Raw genomic sequence first — 15,141 nt, forward strand, 5'->3', positions numbered from 1 at the left:
TCACCTGTATTATACAAACAAAAAGGAGGTATTGTATATGAACGATCATCAAGCCGACTGCGCTCCGATACTGTGGAGCCGAAGAAAAGTGCTCGCTTCCATGGGCATCGCCGGAGCTGCTTTTGCTGCGGGAAAATGGGACAATCTTGCACTTGCCCAAGGCGTGCCAGAATCGGTTTATGGCAAACCGCCTTCAAAGGGCTCTCCGTTTTCGCTTTTCGACGATACGGTCCGGAAGACAGATACGATTGCGGAGCTTCTCACTTGGCCGGGTTCGAGCCCTCCGGCCGACGGTTTTGTCGCGGAAGCGTTAGGCTACTATGCCAAAGGAGACGGGGGAGGCGGGCTGCTGTATTGGGATGCGGCCTCCGCAGAGCAAGACAACGGAGGCACCGTATTCCGGCTGGCCGGGACGACGGGGCCCGGCCGCTGGAAGCGCCCCGAAGACGGGAATCTGTATCCGGCGCAGTTCGGGTGCGATCCATCCGGCACGACGGTGGACGATAACCGGCTGAATGCGCTGTTTGCCTATGCGGCGTCCGTTCGCAAGGCTGTCTATGTAGCCCGGCACGAAGTGTTTCGTTACCGCAAGCTCGTCTTTCCGAGTTATCTCACCTTGATCGGCGAAGGGACCTTGCTGCTGGACGACAACCAGAGCGGCTCCAATGCGGAGCCGAGCATCCGGGGCGGCAATGCGGCGCAAAACCAGACGACGTACCCATCGACCCGTGTCGGGGATATTTTCGTCGGGGGGATTACGTTTGACGGCAATTTGAGCCATCAGGCGGCGGGAGCGAAGCTGACCGGGCTGCAGTTTTGGGCGATCGACGGCTTGACGCTGGACCATACCCGCTTTGTCGGCTGGGCCTGGATGGGCCTCCGCGTACTCGGCATGCTCGGAACGGTGACCGACCCGGAAACGGCTCCGGAGGCTTTGGATTACTGCACGAACGTTTTTTTGCGAAACGTGCATGTTGAGAAGTGCGGTTATGCCGGCGTTCAGTTGTACTGCGTCAAGCACGGGGCCGTTCTCCATTCGACGGGTTACGATACGCCGATTCTCATTAATGGCGATGTCGAGCTGCGCGACTTCCACATCATGGATTGCCAGTCCGTCTGCGATCACGTGACGACTCCCTTCCCCGCGTTTACGATCGACCAGGGGTCCCGCTTTTGCTCGATTACCGATTGCTCTGCCTGGGGACATCTGGCTTGCACGTTCGTCGAAGCGGCGTTCGACATTCTCGTTGCCCGGAACAAGGCGTATCGCTGCACAGGGAACGGCCACTACGCCTATCCTTCGTCCATCTACGGAGTTCCGCTGGAATCGGGCAGATTGGTCTACGTGGATAATGAAGCGCACGAATGCTATGACGGCTTCCGCATCGGAACGACCAATACCGCTACTCGTCAGGTAACCTGTATCGGCAACAAATCGTACGGTCATACGAACCCTTATTCCAGCGGATTTCTCCTGATCAACATCGCCGGCATCGCGTTCGAATCCAACCATACCTACGGCACCTTTACGGGCGTCAACGCGATCTCCGTAACCGGCATGACCGGCGGAAGCAACCGGATCTACGGCTCCAGCGCCGGCTACCGCCTGCAAGCGGCCGGAAGCTGGCAGTTGGAAAGCGATACGCTGAGCGGCGGCAGCTCGGCTCACATTTACGTTTATAACACCGCCCCCTTGAGCGGACCGGTTCTCTTTCGTTACCCCTGCCTGGGAACCGGCAATCCCGTTTACAAGGACGGAGCCGTTTCCCCCGGACTGCTGCAGGTGATCGACTACAGCGTCGAAGGCAATGCCCCTCTGACTGCCGTCACGTTCGCCTCGGCTGACGTAGCCGCCCGATCCGCCGTCTCTCAAACATTTACGATCGACGGAGCGGAATACGGCTGGCAGATCGAAGCGATGCCGCTTACCGATATCGTTCCGCTTCTTGCAAGCGCTTGCGTAAACGGCGCCGGCTCGGTTCGCGTCACCTTGCTCAACCCCGGGGATTCGCCTGTAACGGTGCCTGATAGTGCAATTCGGCTTCGAGTCGTCCGCCATATGGTGAAATAGATGCTCCCATGAAAGGAGCGCATACAAAAAAGGGTGCAGCCTCCTCCCGTCTCGGAGCGGTTGTACCTTTCTTGCTTCAAAGCGCTATATATGCGGCCTTGCCCGAAGGCAGTCAGCCGCTCCTCTCATTCGACAATCCGATCCATCAGCTCATTGACTTGCTTGAACACGTCCGCGATCGTGCGCAGCTTCTGCGGCGGGATCCGCTTGAATATTTCGCTTACCTTCTCTTCCCCGGCCTCGGTTAAGGCGACCATCACCACCCGACGGTCTTCCTTCGTCCGAGTCCGGCACACAAGCCCCTGATCCTCCAGCTTGTCGCACATCGAGGTCGCCGCGCCGGCCGTAATGAAGAAGCGCTCGGAAATATCGGTAATCCGCATGCTGCCGGTCAATTTCAAATCCATCAGCAGCGTGATATGATTTTGCGACAACACGTCATTGCGCGTCAACAGCTCCACAAACGATCTCGATTTTTGCTGCACCTGCCGCATCTCCGACATAACGGCCTGTATATCGAAATAATCCGGGCGATCCTCCACGGTTTGAACGGCCCCCTTTTTTATTTGAAGAGTTGTATATTCAACTTATTAAAATATATAGAACCGCTATCCGTTAGTCAAACGAAAGCATCCTTATCCATGACTTTTTTCCAACAGCCGGAAATTGGGTTAGCCAAACAAACGCCAAAAAGCCCCCTTACTCCAGTTGCAGTAAGCAGGGCGCCCTCGGCTTCTATTCCATACCTAGCTTTATGTTCGTTCCAAATAGACTTCACCTAACATTTCTTTCACGGAACTGCTTCCCGCCAGCAGCTTTTGTTCGATATAGGAAGCGACCTCCTGCTGCTCCAGATCGTACAAAACTTCGATTTCTTTGGAAAACAGGCGTCCTTCCTTCTGCAGTAGCTCGTCCAGTTCGGGAACCGGCTTCGCTTGCAAGGATTCGGTCTGCAGCGCCTGCTTCAGTCCCGCAACGTAAGTGTCGAGCGGCCTTGCCCCGACGATCTTGACTCCCTTCCGCTCTTCGTTCACGAGTACGATCGTCGGAAATCCGCGAACGCCCAAAGACCGGGATAGCGCAAAATCCGCCTCCAGCATCGCCTGCGCCTCGGGGCTGCCCGCTTCCTCTACGATCGCGGCGCCATCCAGCCCCATCCTATTCACGATATCGGTTAACACCTGATCCTGCCCGATATTGCGATTCCATACAAAGACGGCTTCCCGGGCTTTGCGCAGAAATACGGAGGCGAGCTTCTCGTCTTTTTGCTGAATCACCTTATAGACGCGGGACGGCGGATACGACGACAACACGGGGTTATCGAGCCATAAGGAACCGTCGATCGGCATACGCGAATGCTCGCCGACCTCCCTCCAATGCCCCGCCACATCGGCAGGACGGCTGATTCCGTTGCCGGCGTCGGCGAAGCCGTTCCAGCTTGAAAGCAGTCCCCCCATCACCGTGCGGAACTGGACGTAGTGCCCGTACTGCGTCTCAAACCTCCGCAGCACCGGCTCCAGCGCCCAGCAGTGCGAACAGATCGGATCGGTTACATAATAGAGCTGAACCTGGCGTTGCGGCTCGTTCAAATCGATTGTCTCCACAGCGTCTTCGCCGGGATCGCCGCATACTCCCGTTTCCAGATCGCATATCATATTGTTGTTATTCATTGTACGCTCCCCTTTCAAGTTATCGGTCACGATATTGCAAAGCCCATTGTTGAACCGGCCCAAGCGCCGCTGTCAAAGCCCGCCCCTTCTCCGTCAGCCGGTAGGTGATGACGACGGCCGGCTCGGCCGTTACTTGTTTCTCGAGAAACCCGTGCTCGGCCAGATCGGTTAATTTCAAAGAAAGAGCTCTCGGCGTAATATCGGGCAAGTCTTTCAGTATCTCCGAGAAATGGGCGGCACCGTCCGGGCACAGCGACAAATAGTGCAGGATCAACCCGTTCCACTTCTTCCCCAAAATGCTGAACGCATATTCCAGGTACGGACAAACTTGAATAAGTATCGCCCCCTTATATACTTAGTATATCAGATATAAAAAATATATCAATTGGCCGCTGCCCAACAAAATAACAAATCGGGCCGAACAGATAAGCATTCAACCGGGTCCGGGAAGCAGCTTCACGTAGATGCCTGCGTTCGGTTCGGGATGGCCTTGCTGCATATAAACGTGCCGTTTGTACACGTCACCGCGGAACACCCATACTCCGTTTGCAATGACCTTTAGGTCTTCCAGCAAATAGATGTAACCCTCTCTGCCGTTTATAAAAGTCCGGTGATGGGACCGCGCCGAAGAACTGGTCACGACGTTATCGACATTGCAATCGATCGTCAGCCGCTGAGCGACATTCCGCAATATCTGATTCGGTACAGGATGGGTGAAAGCGTTCCGGTTACCCCCGCCGTCCGCTGCACTCCCGTAGACGCTGTCCGTTACGCTGCCGGCAAGCGAACTTCCTTTTGTAAGCATAGTGCCTGTAACGGCGAGCGTTCCTGATGTGCTCATAAAAGAACGGATGGTAAACCGCCCACTTTTTTCCTCATTACGATATCCCACCCCCCCAATATATAGTAACGTAAACGAATTACGTAGTATTCAAGAAAAGTAATAGGGAGGATACGCAGGATGAAGAAGAAAATATTGATCTGCACGGCGGCTTTCACCTTGTTGATGACCGGCGCCGCTTACGCCAAAGCGGACCATCCGAACAAACACGAAGCGAAAAAGACCGGCCTGGAAAATGCACTGGAACGCGGGAAGAAAAACGACACGGCCCGGGAGGCGATACGCCGGGCGATGGAGCGTAAGCTCCAGCATTCCGACTTGACGGAGGCGCAGCGGGTTGAAGCGGACAAAAAAAAGCTGGAGATCACATTCGGCGGTACGGATTCCGCCAATCATGTTACGCAGCCGTTGGCTTTGCCTCTTGTAGGTTCACACGGTTCGGCGATTTCATGGACATCAAGCCATACTTCGGTTATCTCGAACGACGGATTAACCGTCAATCGACCTGCAGTCGGCCAGGGTGACGCAGCCGTCACACTTACGGCAACTATCCGTTACGGGGAAACAACTGCCGTCAAAACGTTCCATCTGATCGTGAAACAGCAAACGACGGACGCTCAGCGGGTGGCAGCCGATAAAGCCGCAACAGCAATCACGTTTAGTAGCGGGGATACAACGGATTCCGTTACAAAGCCTTTGACACTGCCGGCCAGCGGGCCGAACGGCTCCACGATCACATGGACGTCCAGCAACGCTTCCATCATCACAAGCGACGGCAAAACGGTTAACCGTCCGTCTGCGGGACAAGGCGATGCCGCCGTAACGCTTACGGCTACAATTACTTACGGGACTGTTACGGATACGAAAACATTCGCTCTGACCGTCAAACAATCGTTTACGGACGCCCAGCGTGTTGCCGCCGACAAAGCGACGCTAGCCGTTACTTTTAGCGGAGGGGATACGGCAAGCAGCATTACACGCCCGTTAACGCTGCCGGTGAGCGGGCCGAACGGCTCTGCGGTAACCTGGATCTCCAGCAACGCATCTGTCATCTCGAATGACGGCAAGATCGTGAACCGTCCTGCCGTTGGCAGCGGAGACGCTTCCATCGTCCTGTCGGCCGTTATCACTTATGGAAGTTCTTCGGATATCAAAACGTATACTTTGACGGTCAAACAGCAATTGACCGATGCGCAGCGCGTAGCGGCGGATAAAGAAGCTTTGGCTATCGTATACGGAGGCTCGGACTCGGCATCTGCCGTCACGCAATCGTTGACGCTGCCGGCTTCGGGCGTGAACGGTTCTGCGATTACGTGGGTTTCCGCCAATCCTTCCATCATCTCGAACGACGGCAAAACGGTTAACCGGCCGGTCGCCGGACAAGGGGATGCGACGGTCGTACTTAACGCGATAATCTCGGCAGGGGGGTACTCGGATGCGAAATCGTTCACTCTGACCGTCAAGCAGCAATTGACGGATGCGCAGAAAGTAGCGGCAGACAAGGAATCTTTGGCTATCGTATATGGAGAAGCCCAATCATCATCGAATGTAACCGGATCGATCACTTTGCCGGCAAAAGGGCCAAACGGCTCGAATGTTCAGTGGGTATCCAGCAATACTTCGGTTGTCGCGAGCGACGGTACCGTTACCCGGCCGGCCGCAGGCAGCGGGGATGCCTCGGTTATACTGACGGCGGTACTTACTAGCGGCGGTCACGCCGACACGAAAACGTTCGTGCTAACCGTAAAACAGAAGTAAGAAAAGCTTGTAAACGAAGCCCTTTCCACGACGAATGACCCTCCGTTAGCGGAGGCTTTTCTTAGTAAAAAATGTTTCATTTTACCGTTTTAACGCTTTAGTAAACTTAAGCATTCTATTTCGTTAAACAAGAAACCTCCAGCCCACTTTAGTGGAATTGGAGGTTTTTTTAGCCCGCCTTCTTTAGATACGCCTCATAGTTTGCCAGTTAGCCGCTATCGCTTACGACTCGCTCAAGGCCCGAATGTCCAGCTCCAGCTTCGCTTTGTCGAAATGCTCTCCGATAAAGACGGCCACATCGGGAACGACGCCCTGAGGCATAATTTTCATCAGATCGAGCTGTTTGTAGGCGTACTGGAACATGAACCGGGAAGCGGTGTCCGTGAACGTCAAAATGCCCTTGGCCCGGTATACGCCGTCGGGCAGGCGGCCCATCATCGCTTCGAACCGTTCGCTGTCGATCGGGCCTTCGAAATAATGGGTGTATGCCATCACGTGCTCATGGGTATGGTGGTGCTCGGGATGATGCGACGGTTCCGAGCATTCCGAATGATCGTGCTCATGTGCATGGTCATGGCCATGGTCGTGAGCCTCTCCGCCGCAGTTGCACGAGGAGCCCGTCTCATCGGAAGCAGCAAGGACGGAACCGTGATTCGCCGCAGAACCGCCTTCGGCAGGTCCCTCCAGCAGTCCGATCCGGATCACCGCTCCTACCGTGCGGTAGATCGGGGCGTATCCGTTCCATTCGCGGACAAGCCGCTCCATCTCCGCCGTGTCCGCTTCCGGGAGCAGGTCGGTTTTGTTCAGCAAAATGACCGAAGCGCAGCTAATCTGCTCCTTCATGAGCCGGTACGTCGAACCTTTTCCTTTCCGCGCCCACTCCTGCAAATGCCCGGCATCCACAACCGTGACGATCCGCCTCAGTTCGACCCGCTCCAGCATCGACGCATCCGTCACCGCATCGATAATCTCAAGTGGATTGGCCGCGCCCGTCGATTCGATCAGGATCATATCCGGATCGTGATCCTGAATCAGCTTCAGCAGCTCCGTACCCAGGTCGCCCCGCACCGTGCAGCAAATGCAGCCTCCAAGCATCTCAGCCATACGCACGTCGTCTCCAAGCTCGATGCCGTCGAAGTTCACTTCGCCCAGCTCGTTCATCACAACAGCCGGCTTGCGGCCTCCCGCTTCCGCCGCTTCCAGCCATCTTTTCAATAAGGTCGTTTTGCCGCTGCCGAGAAATCCGGACAGCAGGTAGACCGGTGTCGGGTTTCGTTTCATATAGGTTCACCGTTTTCAATTAGAAGTATGTTGGATAAAGTTGAACGGGCCACCAAATACTGTTTCGTTCGGATCAGTTAAGAAAGGCGATTCGTCCGTCCAACTATTAATTTAACATTAAAGAGTTACACCCGTTTTGTCAAATTAATAGTAATAATTATCATTACATTCACGCCGCCCATCAAGTTCCAAGCATGGCGGTCCGAAAGCCCGGGCAATATACGGGAAAAAGGAGGGCTGCCCGATGGAACGCGAAGAAATCGAAGCGCTTGAGCCGAAATATACAGGCAATATGCGGCGCTTAACCGAAGGCGAAGCATATGCGATCAAAAACGATCCCAATTACCGCGGAACCGATGACGATAGTTTGCTGGAAGACATTCCGGCCGTGCTGTTGACGGGACTGACCAATACGCGGAGTAATTCTACGACCAACGGTTTGTAAGTCCCCCGAGAAAAGGACCTCAGCTTCCACGTTACCGTGGAAATTGAGGTCCTTTCGTTTGCAAATGGCAACATTCCATGTCATACGAGCACTTTCGGGACACTAGTCTCCAGATGCTCAGGCCGGGCCGCTCTTGGAAGAGACATTCGTCGCACTCACTTTAAAAAGAGACAGCGAGGCGTTCAACTCTTCCGCCGACTGGGCCAGCGAATACGAGATCGCCGCCGTTTGCTCCGAGGCTGCCGCCGCCTCCTCGCTAGTGGCAGCGATCGATTCGACCGACTGCATCACCTCGCCGGTTTGAGCGGATTGTTGTTCGCTCGCCGCAGCGATTTCGGCTACTTTCAACATGCATTCTTGAACTTTGCCGATAATATTGTCAAACGCTTTCCCGGTGACAACCGATTTCTCAACACCGTCCGCTACCGATTCGACGCTTTGCTTCGTGTTGTACTGCATGCCCTTGATAATTTGCGTAATCTGCTTGGTCGCTTCGCTGCTTCGTTCCGCGAGCTTGCGGACTTCTTCGGCGACAACCGCAAACCCTCTTCCTACCTCGCCTGCACGGGCAGCTTCAATCGCAGCATTCAAGGCAAGCAGATTCGTCTGCTCGGCTATGTCGTCGATCACCTCGATAATTTCGCCGATCCGGCCGGAGTCTTGTTCGAGCCGCGCCATCTGTTCGCTCACACGATTCATGCCGTCTATGGAGGCGGTAACCGCCTTGCCGCCCTCCATAGCGGTTTGTGAAGTTTCGTTCGTGAGCTCCGCCGCCTCTTCCGCTTTGCCCGCGACGTTATCGATCGCGGCAGACAGCTCCTTGAACAACTCGGCGATCGTTTGCGAAGCATTTGCCTGGGTCGTGCTGCCGCTGGCGATCTCCTCTGTGCTGGCGGATATTTGCTGGGAAGCGGCCGCTACGCTTTGGGCTGTCTGCGAGATTCCCTCAATCAGCAGCTTCAGCCGGTCCACCATCGCATTAACCGCTGCGCCCAATTGACCGACCTCATCGTTTGTCCGGACCTGGATTTGCCTCGTTAAATCTCCCTCTGCGATCTGTTCCACGTTGGTGGCAATCTCGGCCAGCGGTCTGGTTAAGCTGTTGGAGAATACGGTGATAATCACCCCTCCTGCGGCAACTGCAATTACCAGCGTCACAATAATGACGTAAAAGATCTCATTGGCACCCTTGTTAAAATCGCTCATATATGTGCCTGCGTTAATAATCCAGCCCCAGTTCGGCTCCATCTCCGAATAGTTGATTTTGGGAGCCGTCGTAGTCGGATCGTCCGGCAACGCCCATTCGTAGTATACAAAACCGCCGCCGCTCTTCCCCTTCTTCACGATCTCTTGTCCGAGCATAACCCCGTCGGGTGTTTTCGTGTCCCAGAAATTTTGACCTTCCAGCAACGGATGGGCGAGTACATTCGCTTTATCGTCATAAATGAACATGTAACCGCTCTCGCCAAGATCGAACTTTTTGTTGATCGGTCGTTTGCCGTCGACCGATTTCGCGCCGAGCATTTGCTGCTTGACCGTTTCCTGCGCTTCTTCCAGCGGCAGCAGCCCTTTTTTCACTTGCTGATCCAAAGCATCGATCATCGCTATTACATAACGGACGTCATTTTTGAGCTGGACTTGACCGCCAAGATTCAGGCTGGCTTTCGACTGATTATAAGCGATCATGCCGATGACAAGACTCGGCACAAGAAGGAGCAGCGAACATAGCAAAATTAATTTGATACGAATCGACCGGAATCGGAACAGGGATCTCATAGTTGCAAAGTCAGCCACCTTTATGTAATAGTCGGTCTGGTTACGGATGCTGTACATGTCTGACAGGTGCCATGCCATATGGCCTCTAGATGAAGAGATTCAAGTCGTTTCCCGCCGCTTAGACGTCTGAACGGCCCGACAACGAATAAGTCCGAAATGCTGGAATGCTCTGGTTTGCCGCCAGCAATTCCGTCGGCTTTAACCAAACGTTTTTATTTTCCTCCTTCCGAATGGAGATGGATCTTACGAATCAGATAACTTCGACACAATTCGATATATTTCGATTATTTTCCACATTTCAACCTTATAGTACATGAACATATACCTATTAATCAAATGTTTTTTTGTCGATTTTTGTATTAAGAAAAGAGAAATATTGTCTACTGGGACGATGTTGAAAGGTAACAACGGCAAGGATAAAAATGGAATAATCTTCTGGCTGAAGTTACGTTACCGGGATACTCCTTCCCCACTTGAAGCAGGGCATAGAAAGTTCTATTGCCGCCCACGATGCACGACTCGCGACGCTGGCCGACTCGAAAGGGAAAGACCCCTCCCCCGTTTAGCACGGTGAAGAACTAAAAGGTGCCGACGTCAACGAAAAACAGCAGCCGCCATTGGACGGACTGCCGTTTATCATCTTCAGTATGCCGTTGCTACTTGCCGGTTGGGTCGGTATGCTTGCCCAGCAATTGGGTCAGTTCCTTCATGAACATGTTGATGTCCTTGAATTGACGGTATACGGAGGCAAAGCGGACGTAAGCCACCTCGTCGACCGGATATAACTGCTCCATAACAATCTCCCCGATATCCCGGCTCGCTACCTCGGCGTGAGCCTGGCTGCGCATTTCCTTCTCGACCTCGGAGACGATCGCTTCAAGCTGCTCCACCGACACCGGCCGTTTCTCGCAGGCGCGGATAAGCCCTCTGAGCATTTTGTCGCGGCTGAATTCCTCCCGGCTGCCGTCCTTTTTAATGACGATCAGCGGCGTTTCCTCGACCATCTCGAACGTGGTGAACCTCCGTTGGCATCTCTCGCATTCCCGGCGGCGCCGGATCGATTTGTTGTCGTTTGCGGGACGGGAATCGAGTACTTTCGTTCCGGAATAATCGCAAAAAGGGCATTTCATGACGGCTTCCCTCCTGAGAGCAATTGCCTGTAGGCAATTGCTTACTTCGTAAGCGTTACTGACTTTTGCCTCTTAAGGCAAAGTCACTTTCGTAAGCACTCCGTTCCTCAACATCTCGCCAGACATATGGCAGGGGTGCGCAGGCGTGCAATCTTTTTTGATAATCGTGTTCTCAAGCCCAGCCTTGCCTAGCTGCTTCAACCCCCGCAATCCAACCTTCTAACGGAGTCATAGCGCATTACCATTCACTACCTGTTATGAACTGCCGGATTACGCACATAATACAGGTACAATCCAACAAGGAGGTGAAACGACATGGCACAAGGATCCCGTTCCAGCAACCAGCTTGTAGTTCCTCAAGCGAACGCCGCTCTCGACCAACTGAAATATGAAGTAGCTCAAGAGCTTGGCATCGCGATTCCACAAGACGGTTACATGGGTAACATGGCTACTCGTGACGCCGGTTCGATCGGGGGCAACATCACCCGCAGACTGGTACAAATCGCCGAACAACAGTTGTCCGGACAAGCTCGTTAATTTTATGTATCCTATCTGAGAAGTGCCGGGTAAGCTTCCTAGCCGAAGCTTGTCCGGCATTTTCCCATTTATTATATCATGCCGGGAACTGGTATTTGTACAGATCGACATATTTATCATAGTAATATAACACTCTTTGGATATAGTGCCGGGTTTCGCCAAACGGAATTTGATCGACGTTTTTCAGCGTTCCGTCCCAGGTGCCGTTGTCCAGCCATTTCCTGGCGTTGCCGGGGCCCGCGTTGTAAGCGGCCAGCGTAGCGATTTTGTTGCTGCCAAATTGATTATACAATGAATTTAAATACCAGGCACCTACTTCGATATTAACGTCCGCCCGATGCAGCAATTTGGACGTTTCCTCCGCATAACCGGCCTTCTTGACGATCCATTCGGCGGTATCCGGCATAAGCTGCATCAGGCCGATCGCTCCTTTTTTGGAGATTTTCTCGGGATTGTAGTTGGTTTCGACACGAATAATTGCGGCAATCAGAAAAGGGTCAACCTCGTAATTTTGGGCGCTGATCGTAATGTCCTTCTCATAGCGGATCGGGTACAACAACTTGCCCAGCCAATCCGAATTATAAAACAGCAACACGAGAAACAAGATGAACAGAATAGCAAATACCCGCTTTTTGCGTAATACTTTCATCCCAGTCCCTTTCTTGTCCAATATTGGTCGATCTGCCGTTCCGTCTGCTCCAGCGTTCCGCTGTTGTCGATAATTGCATCGGCAAGAGCGCGCTTGTCATCGATCGGCATTTGCGCAGCCAGCCGCCTCTCCGCCTGTTCGGCCGATATGCCGTCACGCTCCATCAGACGGACCAGCTGCAGCTCCCGGGGTATGTATACAAGCAGCGTTTCCTCAAACATAAACTCCAGCTTCGATTCAAACAATAGCGGAACGTCCACGACGACCAGCTTGTCCGGCGTTAGGCGGTTCGTTTCGTCCATCCGTTCCTTCATCGTCGCCCGGATTTGGGGATGAAGAATCGCTTCCAGGTCTTTGCGCGCTGCTTCCTCCTTGAAAACGATCTCCCCGAGAGCTTTACGGTTCAAGCTGCCGTCTTCATTCAGCACCGACTCGCCGAATCGTTCCGCCACGGCACCGAGCGCCGGAGCGCCAGGGAGTACGACCTCCCTGGCAATCTGGTCGGCATCGATCAGAATCGCTCCCCGCCGGACCAACATGGCGGCTACCGTGCTTTTGCCGCAGGCGATGCCCCCGGTTAATCCGATATTCATACGTTTCTACACACCTTTACTTCGTATTGGTCATGTTCAGACGCGCTCGGACAGCTCCGGTTAGTGTACAACCCGGGTTACATTAACTTCATAATCCCCATGGCGATCAAGATGCAGCCGGGAAGAACCGCCAGCCTTTGCAGCCACCGGGTATCCGCAAACGTCAGCCCGACCCGGAGCCCAAGCGTAATAAACAATCCGCTGGCTACCGCGATGACAGCAGCCGTCAACACTGGCGCGAAGCCGATAAAAGCGGCGCCGATTCCCGCCCCAAACGCATCCAGCGACAAAGCAACGCCGAGCAGCACCGCCTCCGAAGAAGATATGTAACCGGATCGGTCTACGTCGGCGAGCGACGGCGTGCGCAATATTTCAATTACCAGCCCAATCCGCTTCATCTCGATCCGGAGTACGGTGCGAATCCCGCCCTCGTCGGCTTGATCCTGAGCTTGAGTTTGTTCGGCTTCCGCTTGCAGCGAAACTGCCGGTGCACCGGCTCCCATTCGGACGGTTCGCGGATCAACAGTAGCTGGCGTCAACGAATCTTGGCCGCTGTCTTGACGCTGCCTCCACATTTGAATAATCGCCCATATTCCGATTCCGATTAATATGACGGCCCCCGTCGCTTTGGCAAAAGCAGGCGGCAAGTACCGGGCGGCAAAGGCGCCAATTTGCATCGATGCAAAAATAACGAAGCCCGAACAAACGGAGATGATTGCAATCGACAGAAGCGGAATTCGGATTTTCCTTAAACCGTACATGACTCCGACACCGAAACCGTCGAGGCTGACCGCAAGCGCCAAAAAGGCTAGGGAAAGAAAAGGCAGCATAAACACCCTCCTGTTCAAAAGCTTTCTCGTCAATGACCGTAGGTACGATCATCGTATGAAGCTTCTTCCGATAAGGTGCCGACACTGCCGTTATTTCAAGTGTGCTTCCGTGCGATGCGCTTCGGCTTCAAAACCTGGCAACTCGGACAGAAATGAGTGCCCCTGCCTGCAAGCACAGTCTTGACGATCGCTTCCCCGCAGTGGGGACACGGCTCGTCCTTGCGCCCATAAGCCGCGAGCTGCTGCTGGAACATCCCCATCTCGCCTTGTCCGTTCACGTATGATTTGATCGAAGAGCCTCCGGCCTCAACGGCCTCCAGCAGCGTCGATACGATGGCGGCGTGAAGCGCCTGAAGCTCCGTTTTCGTAAGCGATTCGGCGGGGCGTTCCGGATGGATGCGGGCTTTATGAAGAGCCTCGTCTACATAAATATTACCGAGACCGACCACGTATTCTTGATTCAGCAAAAGCGGCTTGATTTTCGTTCCTTTACCTGCAACCGTATCGCGGAACGATGCATAGCTGAAGCTCTCGTCAAGCGGCTCTATGCCGAGCTTGTTCAGCGGAGGCTGGCTCAAGTCTTCGCCCGGCTCGAACAGATGCATTGTGCCAAACTGACGCACGTCCTTGTAGCGCAGCTCGGTTTCGTCCGTGAAATGGAAGACGACATGGGTATGTTTTTCCACTGCTTCGCCGGCCCTATACACCCCATACCGCCCCTCCATCCGCAGGTGCGAAACAAGGACAAGACCGTCAAGCAAAATGCGCAAAAATTTCCCGCGCCGCTCCACGGTTTGAATCGTGCGTCCTTCCAGCATCGCGCAAAACACCGCTTTGTCGTCGGGACGCTGAATGATTCGCGGCAGATGAACGGCTACCGAGCGGATTGTTTTACCGGCCACCAGCTGCTCCAGCGTTCGGCGCACCGTCTCCACCTCCGGTAATTCCGGCATGGCGTGATTCCTCCCTTTTGTTGTGCTCTTGTAGTGTGTTTTTGGGTTCTTGGGTTCTTGGGTTCTTGGGTTCTTGGGTTCTTGGGTTCTTGGGTTCTTGGGTTCTTGGGTTCTTGGGTTCTTGGGTTCTTGGGTTCTTGGGTTTCGCTTTTGTGTTCAATTTCGTGCCCATGTCGATTGCCGGGTGTCCCAGTTCGAGTCGCTTGTTCTCAATAGAAGCGGTTTGGAACTCTCTCTTATTTTGGGCATTTCATGGTTACTTCAACTAATAAGAGCCGTTTGTACTTCTTATTTTCAGTTACTTAACCCGATTATTGGCACTGAGGTTAAAATAAGAGCCTTAAACCGCTCTTATTCTTGCTCATTCGCGCAATCTGACCAAAATAAGAGCTGCTATCAGCTCTTATTTGACAGATACGTTTGTTAGCAGGCAGATACGCCGTTTCTAATACCTAAACGCTACGGTAGTGCAACCGGTTGAACCGTTATTTTGGAGATCCTGTCCGCACATCGCACTCGCATAAGCCAGCCAACCAGCCAACCTGCCGCCTACTTCGAGGCTGTCGATTCAAATGTGTAGAAGTGTTAATTGGCCGTTCCAAGTGAA

The 15,141-nt window shown here is 53.7% G+C and carries 15 protein-coding genes; 4 read left to right on the top strand and 11 right to left on the bottom strand.

Going from position 1 to position 15,141, the window contains the following annotated elements:
• Positions 1-37: 37 nt before the first annotated feature.
• The gene (locus PV433_RS01265) at positions 38-2,071 is read left to right on the top strand and encodes a hypothetical protein (RefSeq protein ID WP_332070389.1); all 2,034 of its coding nucleotides are present in this window, start codon (positions 38-40) and stop codon (positions 2,069-2,071) included.
• Positions 2,072-2,196: 125 nt separating this feature from the next.
• Here the strand turns inward: PV433_RS01265 and PV433_RS01270 are convergent, their stop codons facing one another.
• From PV433_RS01270 to PV433_RS01285, 4 genes are all read right to left on the bottom strand, one after another.
• Entirely contained in the window at positions 2,197-2,613 is a 417-nt protein-coding gene (locus PV433_RS01270) for a MarR family winged helix-turn-helix transcriptional regulator (RefSeq protein WP_332070390.1), read from the bottom strand.
• Between the two features lie 210 nt (positions 2,614-2,823).
• Positions 2,824-3,741, bottom strand: coding sequence for a DsbA family protein (locus tag PV433_RS01275; RefSeq protein WP_332070391.1), 918 nt, complete (start codon positions 3,739-3,741; stop codon positions 2,824-2,826).
• Between the two features lie 19 nt (positions 3,742-3,760).
• Positions 3,761-4,015 carry a winged helix-turn-helix transcriptional regulator gene (locus PV433_RS01280; protein ID WP_442951460.1) on the bottom strand — a complete coding sequence of 85 codons (255 nt, stop codon included), beginning with the start codon at positions 4,013-4,015 and terminating at the stop codon, positions 3,761-3,763.
• A gap of 159 nt (positions 4,016-4,174) precedes the next feature.
• Positions 4,175-4,633: a hypothetical protein gene (locus PV433_RS01285; protein ID WP_332070393.1), complete on the bottom strand. Its 459-nt coding sequence runs from the start codon at positions 4,631-4,633 to the stop codon at positions 4,175-4,177.
• A 69-nt stretch (positions 4,634-4,702) separates the two neighbouring features.
• Between PV433_RS01285 and PV433_RS01290 the strand changes: the two genes are divergently transcribed.
• Positions 4,703-6,340, top strand: coding sequence for an immunoglobulin-like domain-containing protein (locus PV433_RS01290; RefSeq protein ID WP_332070394.1), 1,638 nt, complete (start codon positions 4,703-4,705; stop codon positions 6,338-6,340).
• Positions 6,341-6,562: 222 nt separating this feature from the next.
• Here the strand turns inward: PV433_RS01290 and PV433_RS01295 are convergent, their stop codons facing one another.
• Positions 6,563-7,621 (bottom strand): CobW family GTP-binding protein, encoded by a 1,059-nt coding sequence (locus PV433_RS01295; RefSeq protein ID WP_332070395.1) that lies wholly within the window; start codon positions 7,619-7,621, stop codon positions 6,563-6,565.
• 244 nt (positions 7,622-7,865) lie between these two features.
• Between PV433_RS01295 and PV433_RS01300 the strand changes: the two genes are divergently transcribed.
• Positions 7,866-8,066 carry a hypothetical protein gene (locus tag PV433_RS01300; protein ID WP_332070396.1) on the top strand — a complete coding sequence of 67 codons (201 nt, stop codon included), beginning with the start codon at positions 7,866-7,868 and terminating at the stop codon, positions 8,064-8,066.
• Between the two features lie 117 nt (positions 8,067-8,183).
• Here PV433_RS01300 and PV433_RS01305 read toward each other — a convergent pair whose 3' ends face one another.
• Positions 8,184-9,842: a methyl-accepting chemotaxis protein gene (locus tag PV433_RS01305; RefSeq protein WP_332070397.1), complete on the bottom strand. Its 1,659-nt coding sequence runs from the start codon at positions 9,840-9,842 to the stop codon at positions 8,184-8,186.
• A 656-nt stretch (positions 9,843-10,498) separates the two neighbouring features.
• Positions 10,499-10,972 carry a transcriptional regulator NrdR gene (nrdR, locus tag PV433_RS01310; protein ID WP_190929458.1) on the bottom strand — a complete coding sequence of 158 codons (474 nt, stop codon included), beginning with the start codon at positions 10,970-10,972 and terminating at the stop codon, positions 10,499-10,501.
• Between the two features lie 315 nt (positions 10,973-11,287).
• Here nrdR and PV433_RS01315 point away from each other — a divergent pair, with 315 nt between their 5' ends.
• Complete coding sequence (locus tag PV433_RS01315) at positions 11,288-11,509, top strand: alpha/beta-type small acid-soluble spore protein (RefSeq protein WP_190929457.1); 222 nt, start codon at positions 11,288-11,290, stop codon at positions 11,507-11,509.
• Between the two features lie 76 nt (positions 11,510-11,585).
• Here PV433_RS01315 and PV433_RS01320 read toward each other — a convergent pair whose 3' ends face one another.
• The 4 genes from PV433_RS01320 to mutM form a co-directional block, all read right to left on the bottom strand.
• The gene (locus PV433_RS01320; protein WP_190929456.1) at positions 11,586-12,158 is read right to left on the bottom strand and encodes a lytic transglycosylase domain-containing protein; all 573 of its coding nucleotides are present in this window, start codon (positions 12,156-12,158) and stop codon (positions 11,586-11,588) included.
• Entirely contained in the window at positions 12,155-12,751 is a 597-nt protein-coding gene (coaE, locus tag PV433_RS01325; protein WP_332070398.1) for a dephospho-CoA kinase, read from the bottom strand. Before coaE ends, PV433_RS01320 begins: the two co-directional genes overlap by 4 nt.
• A gap of 77 nt (positions 12,752-12,828) precedes the next feature.
• Positions 12,829-13,581, bottom strand: coding sequence for an MntP/YtaF family protein (locus PV433_RS01330; RefSeq protein ID WP_332070399.1), 753 nt, complete (start codon positions 13,579-13,581; stop codon positions 12,829-12,831).
• Between the two features lie 95 nt (positions 13,582-13,676).
• Positions 13,677-14,534: a DNA-formamidopyrimidine glycosylase gene (gene mutM / locus PV433_RS01335; protein ID WP_332070400.1), complete on the bottom strand. Its 858-nt coding sequence runs from the start codon at positions 14,532-14,534 to the stop codon at positions 13,677-13,679.
• Positions 14,535-15,141 lie beyond the last annotated feature (607 nt).

Source organism: Paenibacillus sp. GYB004, from assembly GCF_036577605.1.
Taxonomy (GTDB): Bacteria; Bacillota; Bacilli; order Paenibacillales; family NBRC-103111; genus Paenibacillus_AB; species Paenibacillus_AB oceani.